At 54.6% G+C, this 21595-nt stretch carries 18 protein-coding genes; 8 read left to right on the forward strand and 10 right to left on the reverse strand.

Annotated features, from left to right (window positions below; genetic code table 11):
* Positions 1 to 75: 75 nt before the first annotated feature.
* Both recN and nadK read right to left on the reverse strand, forming a co-directional pair.
* Positions 76 to 1737 (reverse strand): DNA repair protein RecN, encoded by a 1662-nt coding sequence (recN, locus tag EH207_RS03110; RefSeq protein WP_137712686.1) that lies wholly within the window; start codon positions 1735 to 1737, stop codon positions 76 to 78.
* 85 nt (positions 1738 to 1822) lie between these two features.
* On the reverse strand, positions 1823 to 2701 hold the full coding sequence (nadK, locus tag EH207_RS03115; RefSeq protein ID WP_137712687.1) for an NAD(+) kinase: 879 nt from the start codon (positions 2699 to 2701) through the stop codon (positions 1823 to 1825).
* 142 nt (positions 2702 to 2843) lie between these two features.
* Here nadK and grpE point away from each other — a divergent pair, with 142 nt between their 5' ends.
* The 3 genes from grpE to nudK all read left to right on the forward strand — a co-directional run bounded on the left by grpE (position 2844) and on the right by nudK (position 5556).
* A complete protein-coding gene (gene grpE, locus EH207_RS03120) occupies positions 2844 to 3431 on the forward strand; it encodes a nucleotide exchange factor GrpE (RefSeq protein ID WP_137712688.1) in 588 nt (195 codons plus the stop codon).
* Positions 3432 to 3670: 239 nt separating this feature from the next.
* Complete coding sequence (locus EH207_RS03125; protein ID WP_137712689.1) at positions 3671 to 4915, forward strand: Nramp family divalent metal transporter; 1245 nt, start codon at positions 3671 to 3673, stop codon at positions 4913 to 4915.
* 62 nt (positions 4916 to 4977) lie between these two features.
* Complete coding sequence (gene nudK, locus EH207_RS03130; RefSeq protein WP_137712690.1) at positions 4978 to 5556, forward strand: GDP-mannose pyrophosphatase NudK; 579 nt, start codon at positions 4978 to 4980, stop codon at positions 5554 to 5556.
* 22 nt (positions 5557 to 5578) lie between these two features.
* On the opposite strand, the gene EH207_RS03135 is transcribed toward nudK, so the two are convergent.
* The 5 genes from EH207_RS03135 to tal all read right to left on the reverse strand — a co-directional run bounded on the left by EH207_RS03135 (position 5579) and on the right by tal (position 12057).
* The gene (locus EH207_RS03135; protein ID WP_137712691.1) at positions 5579 to 7882 is read right to left on the reverse strand and encodes a molybdopterin guanine dinucleotide-containing S/N-oxide reductase; all 2304 of its coding nucleotides are present in this window, start codon (positions 7880 to 7882) and stop codon (positions 5579 to 5581) included.
* Positions 7883 to 7941: 59 nt separating this feature from the next.
* Complete coding sequence (locus EH207_RS03140; protein ID WP_137712692.1) at positions 7942 to 8703, reverse strand: amino acid ABC transporter ATP-binding protein; 762 nt, start codon at positions 8701 to 8703, stop codon at positions 7942 to 7944.
* Between the two features lie 88 nt (positions 8704 to 8791).
* Positions 8792 to 9736 carry an amino acid ABC transporter permease gene (locus EH207_RS03145; RefSeq protein ID WP_137712693.1) on the reverse strand — a complete coding sequence of 315 codons (945 nt, stop codon included), beginning with the start codon at positions 9734 to 9736 and terminating at the stop codon, positions 8792 to 8794.
* Positions 9733 to 10629, reverse strand: coding sequence for an ABC transporter substrate-binding protein (locus tag EH207_RS03150; RefSeq protein WP_137712694.1), 897 nt, complete (start codon positions 10627 to 10629; stop codon positions 9733 to 9735). Before EH207_RS03150 ends, EH207_RS03145 begins: the two co-directional genes overlap by 4 nt.
* A 477-nt stretch (positions 10630 to 11106) precedes the next feature.
* A complete protein-coding gene (gene tal, locus EH207_RS03155) occupies positions 11107 to 12057 on the reverse strand; it encodes a transaldolase (protein WP_137712695.1) in 951 nt (316 codons plus the stop codon).
* Positions 12058 to 12548: 491 nt separating this feature from the next.
* Between tal and maeB the strand changes: the two genes are divergently transcribed.
* Complete coding sequence (gene maeB, locus EH207_RS03160) at positions 12549 to 14828, forward strand: NADP-dependent oxaloacetate-decarboxylating malate dehydrogenase (RefSeq protein ID WP_137712696.1); 2280 nt, start codon at positions 12549 to 12551, stop codon at positions 14826 to 14828.
* Between the two features lie 140 nt (positions 14829 to 14968).
* Here the strand turns inward: maeB and EH207_RS03165 are convergent, their stop codons facing one another.
* Both EH207_RS03165 and hemF read right to left on the reverse strand, forming a co-directional pair.
* Positions 14969 to 15415 (reverse strand): YaiI/YqxD family protein, encoded by a 447-nt coding sequence (locus EH207_RS03165; protein WP_137712697.1) that lies wholly within the window; start codon positions 15413 to 15415, stop codon positions 14969 to 14971.
* Positions 15416 to 15421: 6 nt separating this feature from the next.
* Entirely contained in the window at positions 15422 to 16357 is a 936-nt protein-coding gene (hemF, locus tag EH207_RS03170; RefSeq protein ID WP_137712698.1) for an oxygen-dependent coproporphyrinogen oxidase, read from the reverse strand.
* A gap of 189 nt (positions 16358 to 16546) precedes the next feature.
* On the opposite strand from hemF, the gene EH207_RS03175 reads away from it, so the two are divergent.
* From EH207_RS03175 to cysM, 4 genes are all read left to right on the forward strand, one after another.
* Positions 16547 to 16972 carry a GNAT family acetyltransferase gene (locus EH207_RS03175; RefSeq protein WP_137712699.1) on the forward strand — a complete coding sequence of 142 codons (426 nt, stop codon included), beginning with the start codon at positions 16547 to 16549 and terminating at the stop codon, positions 16970 to 16972.
* Between the two features lie 50 nt (positions 16973 to 17022).
* Positions 17023 to 17610: an RpoE-regulated lipoprotein gene (locus tag EH207_RS03180; protein WP_137712700.1), complete on the forward strand. Its 588-nt coding sequence runs from the start codon at positions 17023 to 17025 to the stop codon at positions 17608 to 17610.
* A gap of 123 nt (positions 17611 to 17733) precedes the next feature.
* Complete coding sequence (locus EH207_RS03185) at positions 17734 to 18633, forward strand: Dyp-type peroxidase (protein ID WP_137712701.1); 900 nt, start codon at positions 17734 to 17736, stop codon at positions 18631 to 18633.
* Positions 18634 to 18697: 64 nt separating this feature from the next.
* A complete protein-coding gene (gene cysM / locus EH207_RS03190) occupies positions 18698 to 19594 on the forward strand; it encodes a cysteine synthase CysM (RefSeq protein ID WP_137712702.1) in 897 nt (298 codons plus the stop codon).
* Between the two features lie 46 nt (positions 19595 to 19640).
* On the opposite strand, the gene EH207_RS03195 is transcribed toward cysM, so the two are convergent.
* A complete protein-coding gene (locus EH207_RS03195) occupies positions 19641 to 21593 on the reverse strand; it encodes a MacB family efflux pump subunit (protein ID WP_137712703.1) in 1953 nt (650 codons plus the stop codon).
* Positions 21594 to 21595 lie beyond the last annotated feature (2 nt).

Consider the following 21595-nt stretch of genomic DNA (forward strand, 5'->3'; position numbering starts at 1 on the left):
TATGACCCCGGGAAGACAAAAAAGTTGAGCTTTTTTACCTGTCGTCTGCTTTTCAAACCGCAGGGGCCACCTGTCTTATGCCGCCAACAACTCTTTGGCGTTTGCCAGCGTATTTTTGGTTACCTCGCTGCCGCCGAGCAACCGTGCCAGTTCTTGCAGACGGGCACGTTTATCAAGCGGCTGCATCAGCGTTTCGGTTGCTGCGCCGTCGGTTTGTTTGCTGACAAAGAAATGCTGATGGCCGCAACCGGCGACTTGCGGCAGGTGAGTGACACACATGACCTGCGTTGATTCCCCAAGCTGGCGCAGCATTTTGCCGACAATCGCAGCGGTAGGGCCGCTTATCCCCACATCGACTTCATCAAAAATCAACGCCGGCGTATCCATTTTACGTGCGGTGATGACCTGGATAATCAGCGCAATACGCGATAGCTCTCCGCCTGATGCCACTTTAGCCAGTGGCTGGTGGGGTTGACCGGGGTTGGTGGTGACGCAAAACTCAATGTTATCAGCGCCGCTGGCGGTCAGGCATTCGGGCGTAAATTTCACCTGAATACTGAAATGTCCGTGTGGCATGGCGAGTTCATGCATACTGGCGGTAATCAACTGGGCCAGTTCGCCGGCATGGTGTTGCCGGCGCATATGTAACTGTTCCGCGACATGCAACGCCTGTTGATGATAGGCGCTGACAGCCGCACTGAGTGTGTCATGGTCGCTTTCCTGCTGTTCCAGCAAGCGCTGTTCTTCCAAAAGCTGCTGAAAAAGTGTCGGTAAGGCTTCCGGTGCGACGTGGTGCTTACGGGCCAATGCCATCTGACGGGATAATCGCTGCTCAAGTTCGTATAGCCGGATGGGATCGAGATCCATTTGGTCACTGTAATGGCGCAGCTCATCGCTGGCTTCACTGATTTGGATACCGGCCTCTTCCAGCATGGTGAGCACGCCAGACAGTTTTTCATCCATGCCGATCAATTCATCAAGCTGATGTTTTACGCTGTGCAGCATGCTGAGTATGTTCTGTTCTTCATTTTCGCTGAGCAATTGTAGTGTCTGCTGACTCAATGCCAACAGTTGGCCACTGTTCGCCAGCCGTTTGTATTCGGCATCAATCTGTTCGTATTCACCGGACTGAGGTGCGAATTCATTCAGCTCTTTCAATTGGTATTGCAGGAGTTCGCGGCGGGCTTCCCGTTCAATGGCCGCCTGCTGCAATTGGGCAAGTTCAAGGCAGCTTTGATGCCATTGCAGCCAGATTTGCTGCATCGCGCCAAGCAGCTTGGGTTCATCGGCATAGGCATCCAGCAGATGTTTTTGATGCTCCGGTTTGAGCAGCAACTGGTGGGCGTGCTGGCCGTGAAGCTGGATCAACAATTGGCCGAGTTCACGCAGTTGAGACAAAGGTACGGGCGTGCCATTGATAAAACCACGCGAACGTCCGTCTGCGCCAATCACCCGGCGCAACAAGCATTCATTACTGTCATCGAGTTGATTTTCTTCAAGCCATTGTCGCGCAGTGGGCGTATCCGCCAGTGAAAAACGGGCACAGATATCGGCGCGCGCAGCGCCCGGCCTGACGATGCTGGCGTCGGCGCGGTTTCCCAGGCACAGGCCGAGGGCGTCGATCGCAATGGATTTCCCGGCGCCGGTTTCGCCGGTAATCACGCTCATTCCCGCCTGAAAATCAATTTCCAATTCGCGCACGATGGCGAAGTTACTGATAGTGAGTTGCGCCAGCATGATGGTTTTCCTGTATGTAATGTCAAGGTGTAATTGCATACAGTATAGGCTGGTTTTATATACAGTAAAGTGGCGGGTGAAAATTTTAGAATAATTTTTTTGACCAACCAAGTTTTGTGCTTAACGTATTGAAATAATTGTAGTCTTTTGGGTGAATCAAATTCAGGTAATGTTCACTGCGGCGGATGAAGACTTCTTCTCCCTCCTGGACAGGTAGTGAGATCTGGCTGTCGCAGCTGATTTCCAGATCGTTGGTGATATGGGAGAACTTTAGCCGAATGGTGCTGCTGCTGTTGATTACCAGCGGACGCGCCGAGAGCGTGTGGGGAAACATCGGCACCAGCGCAATGGCATCGAGCGAAGGTGTCAGGATCGGGCCGCCGCCGGAGAGCGAGTAGGCGGTAGAGCCGGTGGGGGTAGAAATGATCAGGCCGTCCGAGCGCTGTGAAAACGCGAATTTATCATCAATATAGACTTCAAATTCGATCATGTGCGCGACTTTGCCGGGGTGGAGCACCACTTCGTTGATGGCGGTGCTGATGCTGTTCGGCTGGTTGGCGCGGCAAATATGCGCTTCCAGCATAAAACGTCGCTCGCTCAGATAATGGCCGTCGAGAACATCCGCAAGCTGCTGCTGGGCATGGTCTGGATCAAGGTCGGTCAGAAACCCGAGATTGCCGCGGTTAACGCCAATAACGTCGATATCATAGCGGCACAGAACGCGTGCGGCGCCGAGCATATTGCCATCGCCGCCCACCACCACGGCGAGATCGGCATATTGTCCGATGTCCGCCAGATTACCGGTAGAGATGTCTTGCAGATTCAGTTCGCGGGCAATTTGCTGCTCAAGAAGCACCGAATAACCTTTGCCGACCAGCCAATGATAAAGCATTTCATGGGTGGCCAACGCGGTGGGGTGCCGCGGATGACCGACGATACCAATACAATTAAACGGTTTATTCATTGCTGTATTATCCTCAGCGTGATGGGCCGACATCCTGTAACTCAAAATCTATTGGGTATCTGTGATTGGCTCCCTTGAAACCCCGGTTTTGATCCCCATAATAAGCAACTAGCGGGATTAATGCTAAAACGCGGAGAATTTCATGAGTAGTAAAGAACAGAACACGCCTGATGAGCAAGTCTTGGATCAGATGGATACAGAAAAAGAGCATCAAGGGGAAGCCACGGCAGAGACAACAGACGTAGCTGATCCGCGAGATGAGCGTATTGCCGAGCTGGAAGCGCAGTTGAGTGAACTACAGCAGCGCGAACGAGACAATGTGCTGCGCGCACGCGCCGAAGCCGATAACATCCGCCGTCGCGCGGAAATGGATGTTGAGAAGGCCCATAAATTCGCGGTGGAGAAATTCGCCGGTGAAATGTTGCCAGTGATCGACAATCTTGAGCGCGCATTGGATATGGCGGACAAATCCAATGAAGCGCTGGCGTCTATGATTGAAGGTGTCGAACTGACGTTGAAATCCCTGCTGGATGCTGTGCGTAAGTTTGGCATTGAAGTGGTAGGGGAGGTGAACGTGCCGTTTAATCCAGAGGTGCATCAAGCGATGACGATGTTGGAATCCGCCGATCATCAGCCTAACCACGTGATGATGGTAATGCAGAAAGGCTATACGCTGAATGGCCGCCTACTGCGCCCGGCGATGGTGGCCGTTTCCAAAGCGAAAGAGTAATCCTTTCATACGTTTTGCTCGTTGACCTGGCGTCAACATCTACCCCATGCTCAGGCGTGGGGTTTTTTGTTTATATTTTGTTAATATTTGTTAATTAAAACTCGACCGTATTTTTATTCTCACCAAAAATCATCATCTTTAGCTATCAGAAGTATTGGTATTCCCGCCGTGGATGCACTTGATAATCATTATCATTTGTGTGAGAGTTGATAAAACAACAGCGTTAGAAGGGTCATACTATGTCGGGAAGCCGTGTCGTCGAGTCAACCAGTCGTACCTCAAGAAAGATAAAACTTTCTTTGATGGGGCCGGCGTTTATTGCGGCGATTGGATACATCGATCCGGGTAACTTCGCGACTAATATTCAGTCCGGCGCCGCCTATGGCTATACGCTGCTGTGGGTGGTGGTGTGGGCCAATATCATGGCGATGCTGATTCAATTACTGTCCGCCAAACTTGGGATCGCCACGGGTAAAAACCTGGCGGAGTTGATCCGCGATCGCTTTCCTCGGCCTGCTGTCTGGGCTTACTGGGTTCAGGCCGAAATCATCGCCATAGCGACCGATCTGGCCGAGTTTATCGGCGCGGCGATCGGTTTCAAACTGTTATTGGGCGTCTCGTTGCTTGAAGGCGCGATCCTGACCGGCATTGCCACTTTCCTGATCCTGATGCTGCAAAAACGCGGGCAAAAGCCGCTGGAAATGGTGATCGGCGGGTTGCTGCTCTTTGTCGCGGCGGCCTACATTGTTGAGCTGGTGTTCTCTCGTCCCGAGCTGGCCGCGCTGACAAAAGGTATGGCGATCCCCAGCCTGCCGACTGCTGACGCCGTGTTACTGGCCGCCGGTGTGCTGGGGGCGACCATTATGCCGCATGTGATATACCTGCATTCCTCTTTGACGCAGCAGGAGGGTGAACATACTCGCGCGGAACGTTACGCCGCCACCAAAGTCGATGTTGCGGTTGCGATGATCGTCGCCGGGTTTGTCAATCTGGCGATGATGGCGACGGCTGCCGCCGCTTTTCATTTCAGTGGTAATCAGGATATCGCCGATCTGGATCGAGCTTATCTGACACTGGAACCCTTGTTAGGTCAGGCGGCGGCGACCATTTTCGGTTTGAGTCTGGTGGTGGCGGGCTTGTCCTCGACCGTGGTCGGCACGCTGGCCGGGCAGGTGGTCATGCAGGGGTTCGTTCATTTCCATATTCCGCTGTGGGTGCGGCGTGCCGTGACGATGTTGCCGTCGTTTATCGTTATTCTTTCTGGCGTGGAGCCTACCCGTGTGCTGGTCATGAGTCAGGTGGTGCTGAGCTTCGGTATCGCGCTGGCGCTGGTTCCTCTGCTGGCTTTTACCGGCAATAAGGCTTTGATGGGAGAGATGGTGAATAGCCGTCTGGTACAGAACATGGGCAAAGCCATTGTCTTCATTGTTGTCTCACTCAATCTTTATCTGCTAATCAGTACTGCGCTGGGAAGGTGGCAATAGGTGAATTTTTGCGCACGTCGCCTTATGATCAGGCACTGATTCTTCCTTTATGGGGTTCAGTTATGTCGTCGCCAATTACGCTTATCGAAAAGAAACTTCTGTCCGATGACTGGTTTATTCTTCATAAATATGTATTTGATTTAAAAAGAAAGAATGGTGGTGTGGTACGTCAGATCCGCGAGGTGTACGACCGTGGCGATGGCGCGACCATTCTGCTGTACAACCGTGAGAATGGTACGGTGGTGCTGACGCGCCAGTTCCGCATTCCCACTTATGTCAACGGTAATGAAAGCGGCATGCTGCTGGAAGCCTGCGCCGGGTTGCTGGATGATAACTCGCCGGAAGTGTGTATCCGCAATGAAGCAATTGAAGAGACCGGTTATGCGCTCGGCAAGGTCGAGAAGCTGTTCGATGCCTACATGTCGCCTGGCGGTATTACCGAACGGCTGCATTTCTTCGCGGCTGAGTATGACGCATCTTTGCGTGATAATGCGGGGGGCGGCGTGGAAGATGAAGACATTGAAGTGTTGGAACTGCCGTTCACGCAGGCAATGGCAATGATCAAAGATGGCCGGATCAAAGACGCCAAGACCATCATGCTGTTGCAACACGCGCAAATTCAGGGATGGTTTGCGAAATAATCAGCCCCTGGGGGCTGATGGTTCAAGTTGCGCCATCCTGACGAAAAGGTGGGGGAACAAAAGCGGTAACCGGCGGGATCGGCCCGGTAAAGCGTTCGACTTCGACCACTGTAATCTGGCCGCAGCACCCCTGACCCAGCGCTGAGGTGCCTTTATCGAGCGTCAGCACGTTAGGATTGCCGTGACGGCAAAAAGGCAGTTCGGCCAGCGGATCGTCCGGGTCAAACCATGCTCCGGTCGGTAGCTGGATGACGCCCGGCACAATCTCCGAGCTGAGCTGCGCGCAGGCCAGACAAGCGCCGCGGGTGTTAAACAGCCGGACAATATCGCCATCGCCGATTCCCCGGCGGCGGGCATCCTCAGGATGAAGGCGGCACACTTCGCGTTCACGCCGTTTCCCCTCGACGCTGTGCAAACCAAAATCCAGTTGGCTATGCAGCCGCGTCGCGGGTTGGTTGGCGATAAGATAGAGCGGAAACGCCGCCGTCGGCCGCTGCTCCGGCTCAAGCCAGACGGGGTGGCCGGGGCAATCCCGATAGCCGAAACCCGCAATGGTTTCAGAAAAGATTTCCAGTTTGCCGCTGGGCGTCGGCAACGGATGCCGTATGGGATCGTGACGAAATGCGCTCAGCAGGCGACCGCCGTCTTTACATTGTGGTAAACGTATGATGCCTTGTTCCCAGAACGCATCAAAGTCAGGAAATGCCTCACCCTGCGCCTGCATTTTAGTCCGCATCTGCTGATAGAGATGTTGCAGCCACTCTCGGCTGGTACGTCCTTCGGTAAAGGCTTCCTCCTTTCCCAGACGACGGGATAACTCGGTAAAAATTGCGTAGTCGTCTTTGGCTTCGGCAAAGGGCTCGGCGATGCGATGCATGGCGACCAGATGCGGATCGGTTGGCGTGCCGCCAATGTCTTCCCGCTCCAGCGTCATGGTGGCGGGCAGCACGATATCGGCATGGCGTGCGGTTGCGGTCCAGGCGATTTCATGGACGATCAAGGTATCCAGCCGACTGAAGGCCCGCCTTAAACGCCCTAAATCCTGATGATGGTGAAAAGGGTTGCCGCCCGCCCAGTAGGCCAGCTTAATGTCGGGGTAGGTTAGCGTCTGTCCGTTGAACGCGAACGGCTCGCCGGGATGGAGCAGACAATCCGCGATACGCGCCACCGGGATAAAACGGTTAATGCCGTTGACACCCTGCGGGAGCGCCGGAAATGCGACCTGATTATGGTGTTTGCCATAATGCCCCAGCGCCCCCAGCGCGTATGCATAGCCGCCGCCCGGCAGACCGTGCTGCCCCAACGCGGCGGCCAGCACCATACCCAGCCAGACGGGCTGTTCCCCATGTTCGGCGCGTTGCAGCGCATGGGCGACCGTCACCAGTACTCGCTTGTTGTGCAGGCTGGCGGCCAGCGCGTCAATCTGGCAGGCGTCTATGCCGCAAATGGCCGATGCCCACTCCGGCGTCTTCGGTTGTCCGTCCGTTTCGCCCAGCAGATAATCAAGAAAGCGTTCCCAGCCCACACAGTAGGTGGCGAGGAAATGTTCGTCACAATATCGGCGGCTTACCAACGTGTGCAGTATGGCGAGTATTAAGGCGCTATCCGTGCCGGGACGGATGCCGATCCATTCGGCCCGCGACTCGGCGGGCATATCGCTTTGCAACGGGCTGATATTGATAAACCGCGCGCCTCTGGCAGCGGCTTGCCGCATAAAGCCTTTTTCCGTGTGCTCGCTAATGCCGCCGCTCGCGACCCGGGAGTTTTTCAGCGCCATCCCGCCGAACGCGATCACCACATCGGTATATTGGGCTATTTGCTCCCAGTTAACGCCCCGGCGCGCCACTTCGTTCAGATCGCCGATGATATGGGGCAACAGCACCGACGCGGCCCCGGAGCTATAGGTATTCACCGATCGAACATAGCCGCCCAGCGCGATATTCAGGAAGCGATGCACCTGGCTCTGCGCGTGGTGAAAGCGACCGGCGCTCGACCAGCCGTACGAGCCGCCAAAGATCGCCTCCGGGCCGAAACGGGTATTGACGCGCTGTAGTTCCGCCGTCAGCAGGTGAAATGCTTTATCCCAACTGATGGCGATATATTCATCGGCTCCGCGCTGGTTGTCCGGCCCAGGGCCGTTCTCCAGCCAGCCCCGGCGTACCGCTGGCGTGCGGATGCGCGCCGGATGATCCAGCGCATTGAGAAAATTATCCGTCAGCGGATTAGGGTCGGGATCTTGGTCAAAAGGCCGGATGTGTAGGCGCGCGCCCTCCATGTTGGCGCTGAATACACCCCAGTGCGCGCTATGTGTTTTTTGGGCTCGCATGGCGATCTCGTGCTAGTGGACAATATCGGCGTTAAGCCGGGAAGAACGGCGGGAGGACATCACAGCACCGTTGAAAAAAACGCCTGAGTACGCGGGTTGCGCGGCGCATCCAACACTTGTCTGGCTGGGCCGGTTTCGACGATCTTTCCGTTTTCCATAAAGACGATGTTATCGGCGATTTCTCTGGCAAAACCGATTTCATGCGTCACGATGGCCATGGTTATGCCGGAATGCGCCAGCTTTTTGATCACCTGCAACACTTCGCCAACCAGTTCCGGGTCCAGCGCCGAGGTCGGTTCGTCAAACAGCATGACCTGTGGATTCATCGCTAATGCGCGGGCAATGGCGACGCGCTGCTGCTGACCGCCGGAAAGCTGATGCGGCCAGTCATCGGCCCTGTCTGCCAGCCCGACCTGTTGCAGTAGCGAAAACGCCTGAGCATACACTTCCTGCTTGTCTCTTTTCCCGACGCGCAAAGGGGCGTCCGTGACGTTTTGCAGCACCGTTCTGTGGGGAAAAAGGTTAAAATGCTGAAAAACCATGCCGATCTTGCAGCGCTGCGCCGCCACGTGGCTGTCGCTCAGCTCAAAGAGCCGGTTGCCCTTTTGACGATACCCGACCAGCGTATCGCCGACGCAGATGGTGCCGCCATCAAGTTTTTCCAGATGGTTGATGCAGCGCAACAGCGTGGATTTTCCCGCGCCTGACGGCCCAAGGATCGCGGTAACGGAGCCTGCCTCCATCTCCAGATCGATATCATCCAGGATAATGTTGCCCGAAAGAGATTTCCGCACATTTTGCAGCTTGATCGCTTCACCCATTGCTGATTTTTCCTACGTTAACACTCTGCATAACGCCTTATCTTCTTTTGTTGATGCGCGCTGTTTTTGCCCGCGGTTACCTTGCCGGCTAAACGCCGGGAGATTCGCTCGGTTGCCGTCTTTCTGAGGGTTGAATACGTGCGGCGATTAACGCGGCGGGTTTGTTGCGCATCTTGGCCGGTTTTTTCCGCCTGAGCGTTGACCGGCTGAAATAACGTTCCACGTAGTATTGGCCTATCGACAGAACCGAAGTCAGTAGCAGATACCAGATTGTCGCCACCAGGAGTAACGGGATCACCTCATAGGTGCGCTGGTAGATAATCTGCGCGGAATAAAGCACGTCCTGAAGTGAGATCACGGAAACGACAGCGGTGGTTTTGAGCTGGCCGATGACCTCATTCCCGGCGGGAGGCAGGATGGCGCGCATGGCCTGCGGTAACACGGTGTAGCAGAAAATCTGGGGTTTACGGTATCCCAGCGCTTTGGCCGCTTCGATCTGTCCGGGATTTACGCTTTGGATTCCGGCACGCACAATTTCCGCCGCATAAGCGGACTGATGCATAACCAGCGCGATCACCGCCGCGTTGAACGGGCTGATCAGCGTATTGCCCGGCACGCTGAATATCTCACCGAAAAAAGGCAGCGAGAGCGAAATGGTGGGATAGAGCGCGGCAATGTTATACCAGAGAAACAGCTGCACCAGCATCGGCACACCGCGGAAAAACCAGGTGTAGCCCCAGCTCACCGCGGCCAGCACCGGGTTACTGGACAGGCGCATCAGCGCCAGAATCGTGCCGCCGCCGAAGCCCAGCACCACCGAAATGGCGGTGAGTTTCAGCGTCATGAGCACGCCCTGAATGATGGACTCTTCCGTGAAACTGTCTACGACCACCTGCCATTCAAAGCGCGGGTTATTCATAACGGAATGCACGACCGCGCCCATCAGCAACACAACCAGCAAGGCGCTTATCCAGCGCCCGTAGTGCCTGTTGGCAACGATGTGCAGTTCCTGATTAGGGGTTGGCTTGCTCATCCGAAGATCTCTGCATTACGTTTCGCTTCGTTAACGGCGCCATAACCGATATCCCATTTATCCAGGATCTTCTGATAGGTGCCGTCTTTGATCAGTGAATTGAGTGCGGCCTGAACGGCGTCTTCCAATTCAGAATTTTTAGGAAACGCAATGGAAACTGGCGCGTCGTTGACGGCGATATCACCACTGATTTCCAACCGTTTCACCTGGCTGACCTGATAGCGCAATCCTTCATAAGGGCCGAAGAACATCGGCACGCGTCCGCTGATAACGGCCTGCACGCCTGCCGGACGATCCGGGAAGATCGCAATCTTGATGGGGTGTTTCTGTGCCGCGACGCACGCTTTATCGGCTTCCTGCAAGCGCAGCAACTGGGTGGTGCCTGCTCCGGCGCCCACTTCTTTACCGCACACCGCGCTTAGCGACGTAAAAGGCGTCACTTTCGTATCTTTGAGGGAAATGATCGCCAGTTTGGTAGAGTTGAAATAACCGATGAAATCGATTTGCGCCAGCCGTTTTTGCGTGGCGTTGATATTCGATAGCGCCACATCGTAACGGCCGGATTTCAGGCCGGGAATAATGTTGTCAAACCCGCCGGTATCACGCCAGTTGACCGGCACGCCCAGACGGTCGCCGATGGCGTTCATGATGTCAATTTCCCGACCTGCCAATGTTTTATTATCTTCCTGATAAAATGTCGTGGGCGGCGTATTCGGGTTCGTCCCCGCAACAATAAAGCCTCTTTTGATGATTGACTCCGGTACTTTGGCTTTTAACGCGGCGTCTTCCTGTACCTGAATCGTTCGGGTCGTGGGAACATTTTGGTCAGCGGAGAATGCGGACGGCAATAGGCCTAGCATCAATAACGGAAAGGCGAATAGATGTTTTTTCATTGTCTTTACCTGGGTTAGCCAAAACACCTTTATTAAAAAGGCATTGAAAAAATAAATCGTTTTTTCTTATGGAAAGAAAACGGATAGCTGCTGTGTGTGACTGGCAGATAATGCCGCTCAGATGTATTCCCCCTTTTAATCATCTTGTTAAAACAGGACAAATAAAAAAAGGCTATATCTTATGTCCGTTGAATATTGTTACTTTAGTAATTGCGCAAGGAATCCCTGTATTTGCTTTTTTATTATTTAAAACAATTGGTTATTTATCATAAAAGGTATTGTTTTTTGCTGGAAAACACAAAGATGAATTATGGAAAAGCAAATCTGAAAATGTTCTATAGCGGTGTCGATCATACTGTGCGCAATAGGGATTTACCGGGAGGAAATATAAAACCGCCGTAATGCGTGCGGCGGTTTTCATAGCGTTACGTTAGCGTCAGGCAATGACTGCGGTAACGCCTGCGCTTACGCCGAAAATTACAGTTTAGGCGCCAGCATCGCTTCCAGTTTTTGCTGGTCAGCGGCGAACAGACGAATGCCTTCAGCCAGTTTCTCCACCGCCATCGGGTCCTGGTAATGCTCCCAGCGGAATTCTGCTTCGGATAACGGCGGCGGTTGATGGAAGGCTTCTGTTGACGGCGTCAACTGGCGTTCTACGGGGTCATTATTGTTTTTCAACTGTTCGAGCAGAGCAGGAGAAATGGTCAGACGATCGCAGCCTGCCAGCGCCAGAATCTGTTCAACTTTACGGAAACTGGCGCCCATGATCACGGTCGGATAACGGTAGCGCTTGTAATAAGCATAAATATTGCGCACCGACTCAACGCCGGGATCGTTCTCGACCTGATAATCACCGGCGGGCTGCCTGGCCTGATACCAGTCATAAATGCGTCCGACGAACGGTGAAATCAGATAGACGCCCGCTTCAGCGCAGGCACGGGCCTGGGCAAAGGAGAACAGCAGCGTCAGGTTACAGTTGATGCCTTCTTTTTCCAGTTCTTCGGCGGCGCGGATGCCTTCCCAGGTGGCGGCCAGTTTTATCAGGATGCGCGAGCGCGGAATCTCTTTTTCCTGATACATCCCAATGAGCTTACGAGCTTTTGCGACGCACATCCCGCGATCGAACGAGAGTCGGGCATCCACTTCGGTGGAAATACGTCCCGGAATACTTTTCAGCACTTCCGCCCCAATGTTCACCGCCAGCCTGTCGCTGGCATTGATGAGCTGAGTTTCTTTGCCGCCGCCTTGTTGCCGGGCGTAGGCAAGGGCCTCATCGAATAGCGGCTGATACTGAGGCAGACTGGCGGCTTTCAAGATCAGAGACGGATTGGTGGTGGCGTCCTGCGGCGCAAACTGGCGAATGGAGTCGATATCACCGCTATCGGCGACAACCACGGTAAACTGTTTAAGGGCTTCTAATTGATTCATGGTTGAGCTCCTTGTAATAAGAAGTGAAAGAGAGGAGGAAACAAGCGAAATCAGCGCCCGTAACGCAGGACACCACACTGCACTACTTACGATCAAAATGACATACGCTTTTTCTGATTACGACGATCGGATAAAAATCGTGAGAACGGATGGGCGGCCGGAAGGCTGTCACAGGCCGGGGGGCAGGCAGTCGCCAAACAGAAACGGACTCTGTTGTCCGCTCAGTACCGATATTCCGTGCCTCCGCGCGTAATGATTTTGATCCGCAACGCCGACGTTCTAACGCGCTGGCGCATGTTTATGCGCATAACTATAGCGTCTAAATAGCGACACGCCACCGGTATAAAAAGCAATCAATAAAATAACTATATTAATCGGTATTCACTTCCTGTTTTTGCCATTCTTCATAGTTTCTCAATAAGTAAACACTCATACTGAGCACTCCTGACTCTACATGCACGACACAACAAAAACCGATAAAGGATTAAAAGATGGATGAACAACTAAAGCAAAGCGCGCTTGATTTTCACCAATATCCGGTTCCTGGAAAAATTCAGGTTTCGCCAACCAAGCCGCTGGCGACTCAGCGCGATCTGGCGCTGGCTTATTCTCCCGGTGTGGCTGCACCCTGTCTGGAAATTGCTGAAGATCCGCTGGCCGCATACAAGTATACCGCGCGTGGCAATCTGGTCGCGGTTATCTCCAACGGGACCGCCGTTCTTGGCCTGGGCAATATCGGCGCACTGGCCGGTAAGCCGGTTATGGAAGGCAAGGGCGTCCTGTTTAAAAAATTCTCTGGCATTGACGTATTCGACATTGAGGTGGATGAACTCGATCCGGATAAACTTATCGACGTCGTTGCCGCGCTGGAGCCGACGTTTGGCGGCATCAACCTGGAAGACATTAAAGCGCCGGAATGTTTCTACATTGAGAAAAAGCTGCGCGAGCGCATGAAGATCCCGGTGTTCCACGACGATCAGCACGGCACCGCCATCATCTGTACCGCCGCGGTGCTTAACGGGTTGCGGGTGGTGGAAAAGAATATTTCCGATGTCCGTCTGGTGGTATCCGGCGCGGGGGCGGCGTCGATCGCCTGTCTGAACCTGCTGGTGGCGCTGGGCCTTCAGAAGCACAACATTGTGGTCTGCGATTCTCGCGGCGTGATTTATCAGGGCCGTGACGAAAACATGGAAGAAACCAAAGCCGCTTATGCCGTTCAGGATAACGGCGCCCGCAAACTGGCGGATGTGATTCCTGACGCCGATATCTTTCTTGGCTGCTCCGGCCCCGGCGTGTTGACGCAGGATATGGTGAAAACCATGGCGCCGCGTCCGTTGATTATGGCGCTGGCGAACCCGGAACCGGAAATCCTGCCGCCGCTGGCGAAAGCGGTACGCCCGGACGCCATTATCTGCACCGGTCGTTCGGACTATCCGAATCAGGTGAACAATGTACTGTGCTTCCCATTCATCTTCCGCGGCGCGCTGGATGTGGGAGCGACCACCATCAACGAAGAGATGAAGCTGGCCTGCGTTCACGCTATCGCCAATCTCGCGCTGGCTGAGCAGAGTGAAGTGGTGGCGTCCGCCTATGGCGATCAGGAACTGTCATTCGGCCCGGAATACCTGATTCCGAAACCGTTCGATCCGCGTCTGATTATCAAAATTGCTCCGGCTGTGGCGAAAGCGGCGATGGAATCCGGCGTGGCAATGCGTCCGATTGAGGATTTCGATGCCTATATCGAAAAACTGACGCAGTTTGTCTACAAGACCAACCTGTTCATGAAGCCGATTTTTTCTCAGGCGCGCCAGCAGCCAAAACGGGTTGTGTTTGCGGAAGGTGAAGACGCGCGCGTGCTGCACGCGACGCAGGAGCTGGTCACGCTGGGGCTGGCGTTCCCGATTCTGATTGGCCGTCCCAGCGTTATCGAGATGCGTTTGCAAAAGCTGGGGCTGCAACTGACCATCGGTAAAGACTTTGAAGTGGTCAACAATGAATCCGATCCGCGTTTCAAGGAGTATTGGAGTGAGTATTTCAATCTCATGAAACGCCGTGGCGTGTCGCAGGAACAAGCGCAGCGCGCGGTGATCGGCAATCCGACGCTGATCGGCTCCATCATGGTGTTGCGCGGTGAGGCAGACGCGCTGATTTGCGGAACCATCGGGACGTACGAAGAACATTTCGACGTGGTGGAAAAAGTCTTTGGTTATCGCGACGGCGTTCACGTTGCCGGCGCCATGAACGCATTGATGTTGCCAAGCGGTAATACTTTCATCGCCGATACCTATGTCAACGCCGATCCAACGTCGGAACAACTGGCGGAGATCACGCTGATGGCGGCGCAGACCGTACGTCGTTTCGGTATTGAACCTAAAGTGGCGCTGCTGTCCCACTCCAGTTTTGGCACGTCCGATTCGCCGACGGCACAGAAAATGCGCGAGACGCTGGCGCGGGTCAATAAACTGGCGCCGGAATTGCAAATCGATGGTGAAATGCACGGTGACTCCGCGTTGGTCGAAGCGATCCGCCGCGAGCAAATGCCGGACAGCCCGCTGAAAGGCTCGGCCAATATTCTGATTATGCCGAATATGGAAGCGGCGCGTATCAGCTATAACCTGCTGCGTGTCTCTTCTTCCGAAGGCGTCACGATTGGGCCGGTACTGATGGGAGTTGCCAAACCGGTACATATTCTGACGCCGATCGCGTCGGTACGCCGTATCGTCAACATGGTGGCGCTGGCGGTGGTGGAAGCGCAAACGCAGCCGCTGTAATCCTCTGCCAATATAAGAAAAAGCCCGGTAGCAAGTCTGTTTTACCGGGTTTTTTTGTCATCAGGGTAAAATTCAAGTTATTTTGCGAAGATTCAACCGGCGTCGCCGTCTTTGTTTAACCACCGCGTCTTTAAAAGACATCACCGGTTTTGCCGCAACCATTTGTCCAGTTCATTGGCGAACTGCTGACGGTCGCGCTGGTTCAGCGCGTTCGGCCCGCCGGTTTGTATCCCGCTGGCCCGCATGGTGTCCATAAAATCCCGTATGTTCAGCCGCTCGCGAATGGTGTCGGGCGTGTAGCGTTCACCGCGGGGATTTAAGGCGATGCCCCCTTTTTCGATTACGTCGGCTGCCAGCGGAATATCGCTGGTTATCACTAAATCGCCCGGTGAGACGCGGCGGACAATTTCGTTATCGGCGACATCGAATCCGGCTGAAACGCGCAGCGTGTGAATAAAACGCGACGCCGGCACTTTCAGCGATTGATTGGCAACCAGCGTCGTCGGTGTTTCCGTGCGCTCTGCCGCACGGTACAGCACGTCTTTGATGACATTGGGACAGGCGTCGGCATCGACCCAAATCTGCATGATGTGTTACTCCGTTTCGGCGGCAGGGCTGTCATCTTCGCTCAGCCAGTCTTTGGCGGGCAGAAAATCCCGGTACAGCGCCGCTTCCGGGCTATCAGGCTGAGGGTGATACTGATATTCCCAGCGCGCCAGCGGCGGCATGGACATTAAGATCGATTCAGTACGTCCACCGCTTTGCAGGCCGAATAGCGTCCCGCGGTCCCAAACCAGATTGAATTCCACGTAACGCCCGCGGCGATAAAGCTGGAATTCGCGTTCCCGCTCTCCCCACGGCAACGCTTTGCGGCGCTCGACAATCGGCAGATAGGCATCCAGAAAGCCTTCTCCAACCGCGCGGGTAAAGGCGAAAGCGCTATCAAAATCGGGTGTGTTCAGATCGTCGAAGAACAGCCCGCCAATGCCACGCGCCTCACTACGATGCTTCAGGAAGAAATAGTCGTCACACCATTTTTTATAACGCGGGTAGACATCTTCGCCGAACGGACGGCACAAATCGTGGGTCGTCCGGTGCCAGTGCACCGCATCTTCCTTGAAGCCATAGAATGGGGTTAAGTCAAGGCCGCCGCCAAACCACCATACGGGATCTTCGCCCGGTTTTTCCGCGATAAAAAAGCGCACGTTGGCATGACTGGTGGGAACATAGGGATTCTGTGGGTGAATAACCAGCGATACGCCCATCGCCTGATAATTCCGGCCCGCGAGTTCGGGGCGATGGGCGCTGGCGGAAGAGGGAAGCGAACTGCCGGTGACATGGGAGAAATTGACCCCGGCCCGTTCGAAGACACCGCCGCCGGATAACACGCGGCTGCGTCCGCCGCCGCCTTCTGCCCGCTGCCAGATATCTTCAACGAAATCGGTTGTGCCATCGGTTTTTGCAAGCTGCCGGCAGATCTCATCCTGCATATTAAGAAGAAATTGTTTTACAGCGCTGATGTTTAACATGCGTACGTCCTTTTATCGGGCACAAGGTAAGGCAACAATGCGGCCAGTATAACGATTATTGACGCGCAATAAAGACGGCCACCGCGTCTGACTCTGATTGCCGCCTGTCGGTGAGCGACAATTTGAGATTGCGTCTGGCAAAAATCACGCGATAATCAGAACAGATCTAATGACAAAGTGGCAAACGTGATGGAAATCCGCATATTCAGGCAAGATGACTTTGAGGAAGTGATCACTCTGTGGGAGCGTTGTGATTTATTGCGCCCGTGGAACGATCCTGAAATGGATATTGAACGTAAGCTGAATCACGATCTTGATTTGTTTCTGGTCGCCGAAGTGAGTGGCGAAGTGGTTGGCTCGGTGATGGGCGGATACGATGGGCATCGCGGGTCTGCCTACTATCTGGGCGTTCACCCGGATTACCGTGGCCGCGGTATTGCCAACGCGCTGATCAGCCGACTGGAAAAAAAGCTCATTGCCCGCGGTTGTCCGAAGATTCACCTGATGGTGCGTGAAGACAACGACGCGGTGATTAGCATGTACGAAAAGCTGGATTACGAAATCGTCGACTGCGTGACGCTGGGAAAACGGCTGATCGAGGATCAGGAGTACTGAATTTGTCGTGTCTGGCGCCGGAAGCCGTTCAATATTGAGGAGTAGATGTCATGAAGTTTCGCCCGCTGTTACTGGGGTTACCGCTGCTACTGACCGGGTGCGGCACATTGTCCGATTTCTCCTGGTCCAGCCTATCGCCTTTTGACGGGTTCGGTAGGGCGTTGCAGGTATCGGACGCGGGTGTCGGCGGTATTAATGCCGGGACGCCGCTATCGGAAAGCGCGTTGCAAAGCGCGCTGAACGGCGATTATCAACTCCGCAGCGGCATGGGGACGTCCAATGGCGATCTGGTGGCGTTTTTTCAGGCGTTGGACGGCGGGGAGGTGAAGCTAGTGATCAGCGGCCAGCCTAAAAGCAGCGTTAAGAAAGTCGAGGTGATGGACGCGGCGATCGATAGCGTATGGGGCGTGAAGATCGGGGATGCATTCAGCGACACTTACAGCAAGGCGTTTGACGCCTGCCAACGGGGACGGGGTGAGGATGCGCAAAGCGTCGAGTGTGCGGCGCCGCAGAGTAAACATGTCAGCTACCTGTACAGCGGCGAATGGCGCGGCCCGGAAGGTCTGATGCCGTCTGACGATGTTCTCAAAACATGGCGGGTGAGCAAAATTGTCTGGCATGCGCAGGCACGCGATTAATTTTGTTTTCACGCAAAATAAAAATCAGATTTCTTCCGGTATGATAGCCGTACTGCGTCGACATACGCCGCAACTGTACTAAAAACAACAACAAAAGAAGAATCTGATATTGAGGGAACTGAAATGACACAAATTCAAAGCGGTATTTTGCTGGAGCATCGCCGTTTTGCCATTTTTATTGAAGCGATGGTGCAAGGGGAATTTGATGCCATCCGCCAGGGATGCAAAAAGTTTTGCCAGACGCTGTCGGCGTTGCAGCAACAGTTTCCTGATGCCGGGCTGGGAGCGGTTGTGGCGTTTGGCAATGATATCTGGCGCGATCTGGATTGCCAAAATAGCGCCACTGAGCTTAAGTCTTTCACCCCGCTGGGCAAGGGGCTGGCGCCGGCGACTCAGCGCGACCTGCTGATCCATATTCAGTCGCTGTGTCATGACGTCAATTTTAGTCTGGCGTTGGCGGCGCTGGCGGCTTTTGGCAACGCCATTCACGTTGAAGAGGAAACGCATGGTTTCCGCTGGATAGAGGGGCGCGATCTGAGCGGCTTTATCGATGGCACGGAAAACCCGCAGGGTGAAGCGCGCCGGGCCGTGGCGATTATTCCCGAGGCGCAGCCCGACGCGGGCGGTAGCTATGTTTTTGTTCAGCGCTGGGAGCATAATCTGAAGCAGTTGCAGCGTCTTGGCGTTGAGCGGCAGGAACAGATGATTGGGCGTACGAAGCAGGATAATGAAGAGTTGGAGGCCGATCGGCGTCCTATGACTTCGCATCTCAGCCGTGTCGATTTGCAAGAAGACGGAAAAGGACTGAAGATTCTGCGTCAAAGCCTGCCCTATGGCACGGCCAGCGGTAAGCATGGGTTATACTTCATTGCCTATTGTGCTCGTCTGCACAACATTGAGCAGCAATTGCTCAGCATGTTTGGCGAGCGGGATGGCAAACGTGACGATATGCTGCGGTTTACCCGCGCGGTGAGCGGCAGCTATTTCTTTGCGCCTTCCCTGACCCGGTTGCTGGCGCTGTAATCCGTAATGCGCGTTTCCTGATGCTGGCTTGTGCAGGCATCGGCTGCTTTCTAGGATTCCATTCGTGACAACGCTTAAACATTGTTTTCTTGAACATTGCATTGGCAATACCCCGCTGGTGAAGTTACAGCGTTTGACGCAAAGGTTGGACAGTGAGATCTGGCTGAAGCTGGAAAGCAATAACCCGGCGGGTTCGGTCAAAGATCGGGCGGCGCTTTCCATGATCACGCAGGCGGAAAAACGCGGCGAGATCGCTCCCGGCGACCGGTTGATTGAAGCGACCAGCGGAAATACCGGTATTGCGCTGGCCATGATTGCGGCGGTAAAAGGTTATCGCCTGCGTTTGCTGATGCCGGAGAACATGAGCCATGAACGCCAGATGGCGATGCGTGCCTATGGCGCCGAACTGGTGCTGGTCGACCAACAGACGGGAATGGAAGGCGCGCGCGATTTGGCGCAGAAAATGGCGCGTTCGGGCGAAGGAAAAAACCTCGATCAATTTAATAATCAGGACAATGCGCTGGCGCATTTTCTGACTACCGGCCCGGAAATCTGGCAACAGAGCGCCGGAAAACTGACGCATTTTGTTTCCAGCATGGGCACGACCGGCACGATTTCCGGCGTCAGCCGCTATCTGAAACAACAAAATCATGAAATCTGCACGGTGGGGTTACAGCCTGCGGAGGGTAGCCATATCCCCGGCATCCGGCGTTGGGACGCGGACTATATGCCGGGAATTTTCCGGGCCGACCTCGTCGATTGCATCATGGATATCTCGCAGGGCGAAGCGGAAAATACGCTGCGCCATCTGGCCCGTAAGGAGGGCATTTTCTGCGGCGTCAGCACGGGGGGCGCGGTATCCGGCGCGTTACGATTGGCGGCTGAAAATCCCGGTAGTGTGATCGTGGCGATAGCCTGCGATCGCGGCGATCGTTACTTATCGACCGGCGTGTTTGATTAAACGCGCTCTGCCCCCGATTGTTATGGCGTTCAGGGGCAATATGCGATTATTCCCTTTCCAATGCATGAATGGGTTCCATGCGTGAGGCGCGGCGGGCAGGGAAGAAGCCAAAGACGACGCCGATCAGACTGGAGCACAGGAAGGCCGCCACAATGGATAGGTTGGAATACACCATCGTGAAGCTGTTGCTGAACTGACCAAATAGCACGCCGATGGCCAGAGAAAGCGCGACCCCCAACACCCCGCCAAACAGACAAACCAGCACGGCCTCAATGAGAAACTGCTGCATGATATCGCTGGTGCGGGCGCCGACTGCCATGCGTACGCCAATTTCCCTGGTGCGTTCGGTGACCGAAACCAGCATGATATTCATCACGCCAATTCCGCCAACCAGCAGGGAAATCAGGGCGATCATAGAAATAAGCAGCGTCAAAGTGGTGGTGGTTTTCTCTATCATCTGGCGGATACTGTCGGTATTTATGACAAAGAAATCCTTTGTGCCGTGCCGTTGCGTCAGAAGTTGCGTAATGCCTTGCTCTGCAACGCTCATGTCGATGTTGTCTTTCACCCGAATAGTGATGCTCTTCAGGTATGACTGCCCGACCATGCGTTTCATGACCGTCGTATAGGGCACCCAGACATTGAGATTTTCATCACTGCCGAAGCCGCTTTGACTCTTGACGACTACGCCGATAATCCGGCAGGGAAGCGAATCCAGCAGAATCACCTTGCCGATGGGATCTTCTCCATGCGGAAAGAGTTTGTCGCGGGTGTTGTTATCGATCACGGCGTCCTGCGTCAGATTGTCGATACTGCTGCGGGGAAATGTGATGCCGCGATCCAGCGTGTATCCCCGCACGGTAAAGAACTGTTCACCTACGCCAGAGGCGTTCGCCGATACCGCGATATTGCCGTAGCGTAGCGTGGCGCTGGTTGAGATGGATGGCGTCACGCTGTGAACATAGGGCTGCTGCGCCAGAGGTAAAATATCACTGGCGCGTAATGTCTGAATCGCGCTGGCGTCCATGTCGCCAAAATCTTTACCGGGGAAAATTTCCAGCGTACTGGTGCCCATGGCATTGATGTCGGCAAGCACTTGCTCCTGAGATCCCTTGCCCAGCGCTACCACCGAAACCACTGACGCGATACCAATGATGATCCCCAGCATGGTCAGAAAGGTTCTCATCCGCTGGGCGTTCATGGCCAGCAGCGCCATTTTGAAGGCATCAACAAAGCGATCCTTAAATTGGTTCAACTCAGAGGTCGCCGGCGGGGTGGCGGTTTCTTGCCGTGAGCGGGTGGCGATCGCCGGTTTTATCATACGATCGGCGATAACCTCGCCATCGCGCAGTTCAATGATCCGCTGAGCGTGCTCCGCAATCTGCATATCGTGCGTCACAATAATGACCGTGTTGCCCTGCGCATGCAGGTCGCCCAATATGTTGAGCACTTCGTTGCCGCTTTGCGTATCCAGGGCGCCGGTGGGCTCATCCGCCAACATGACGCCGCCGCCGTTCATCAAAGCTCTGGCAATACTTACCCGCTGTTGCTGGCCGCCCGAGAGCTGATTGGGGCGGTAATCGAGACGATTTTCCAGCCCCAGCCGCGAAAGCAGCTCCGTTGCCCGCCGGCGTCTGGCCTCACGATCTTTTCCGGCATAAATCGCCGGCACTTCGACATTGCCCTGTGCGGTCAGATCGCTCAGCAAGTGATAGCGCTGGAAAATAAAACCAAAATGTTCGCGGCGCAGTTCAGCCAGTTGATCGCTATTCAGTTTGCCGACGGCGCGCCCGGCGACCAGGTAGGTGCCTGACGAGGGTCTATCCAGGCAGCCCAGGATGTTCATCAGCGTGGATTTGCCTGAACCTGATGCGCCGACGATCGCCACCATTTCGCCCTGATTGATCGTCAGGTTGACGTTTTTCAGTACGGTGACGGTTTGTTCGCCGTTGGCGAAGCGCCGGGAGATATCGGTCAGCTTGAGTAATGGTGTGGACATGC

The organism is Brenneria rubrifaciens, assembly GCF_005484945.1.
GTDB classification, from domain to species: Bacteria; Pseudomonadota; Gammaproteobacteria; order Enterobacterales; family Enterobacteriaceae; genus Brenneria; species Brenneria rubrifaciens.

Excerpts from the sequence above, each read along its gene's own strand:
- recN (WP_137712686.1), bottom strand. The coding sequence starts at position 1,737 with ATGCTGGCGCAACTCACTATCAGTAACTTCGCCATCGTGCGCGAATTG.
- nadK (WP_137712687.1), bottom strand. The coding sequence starts at position 2,701 with ATGAATAAACCGTTTAATTGTATTGGTATCGTCGGTCATCCGCGGCAC.
- grpE (WP_137712688.1), top strand. The coding sequence starts at position 2,844 with ATGAGTAGTAAAGAACAGAACACGCCTGATGAGCAAGTCTTGGATCAG.
- EH207_RS03125 (WP_137712689.1), top strand. The coding sequence starts at position 3,671 with ATGTCGGGAAGCCGTGTCGTCGAGTCAACCAGTCGTACCTCAAGAAAG.
- nudK (WP_137712690.1), top strand. The coding sequence starts at position 4,978 with ATGTCGTCGCCAATTACGCTTATCGAAAAGAAACTTCTGTCCGATGAC.
- EH207_RS03135 (WP_137712691.1), bottom strand. The coding sequence starts at position 7,882 with ATGCGAGCCCAAAAAACACATAGCGCGCACTGGGGTGTATTCAGCGCC.
- EH207_RS03140 (WP_137712692.1), bottom strand. The coding sequence starts at position 8,703 with ATGGGTGAAGCGATCAAGCTGCAAAATGTGCGGAAATCTCTTTCGGGC.
- EH207_RS03145 (WP_137712693.1), bottom strand. The coding sequence starts at position 9,736 with ATGAGCAAGCCAACCCCTAATCAGGAACTGCACATCGTTGCCAACAGG.
- EH207_RS03150 (WP_137712694.1), bottom strand. The coding sequence starts at position 10,629 with ATGAAAAAACATCTATTCGCCTTTCCGTTATTGATGCTAGGCCTATTG.
- tal (WP_137712695.1), bottom strand. The coding sequence starts at position 12,057 with ATGAATCAATTAGAAGCCCTTAAACAGTTTACCGTGGTTGTCGCCGAT.
- maeB (WP_137712696.1), top strand. The coding sequence starts at position 12,549 with ATGGATGAACAACTAAAGCAAAGCGCGCTTGATTTTCACCAATATCCG.
- EH207_RS03165 (WP_137712697.1), bottom strand. The coding sequence starts at position 15,415 with ATGCAGATTTGGGTCGATGCCGACGCCTGTCCCAATGTCATCAAAGAC.
- hemF (WP_137712698.1), bottom strand. The coding sequence starts at position 16,357 with ATGTTAAACATCAGCGCTGTAAAACAATTTCTTCTTAATATGCAGGAT.
- EH207_RS03175 (WP_137712699.1), top strand. The coding sequence starts at position 16,547 with ATGGAAATCCGCATATTCAGGCAAGATGACTTTGAGGAAGTGATCACT.
- EH207_RS03180 (WP_137712700.1), top strand. The coding sequence starts at position 17,023 with ATGAAGTTTCGCCCGCTGTTACTGGGGTTACCGCTGCTACTGACCGGG.
- EH207_RS03185 (WP_137712701.1), top strand. The coding sequence starts at position 17,734 with ATGACACAAATTCAAAGCGGTATTTTGCTGGAGCATCGCCGTTTTGCC.
- EH207_RS03195 (WP_137712703.1), bottom strand. The coding sequence starts at position 21,593 with ATGTCCACACCATTACTCAAGCTGACCGATATCTCCCGGCGCTTCGCC.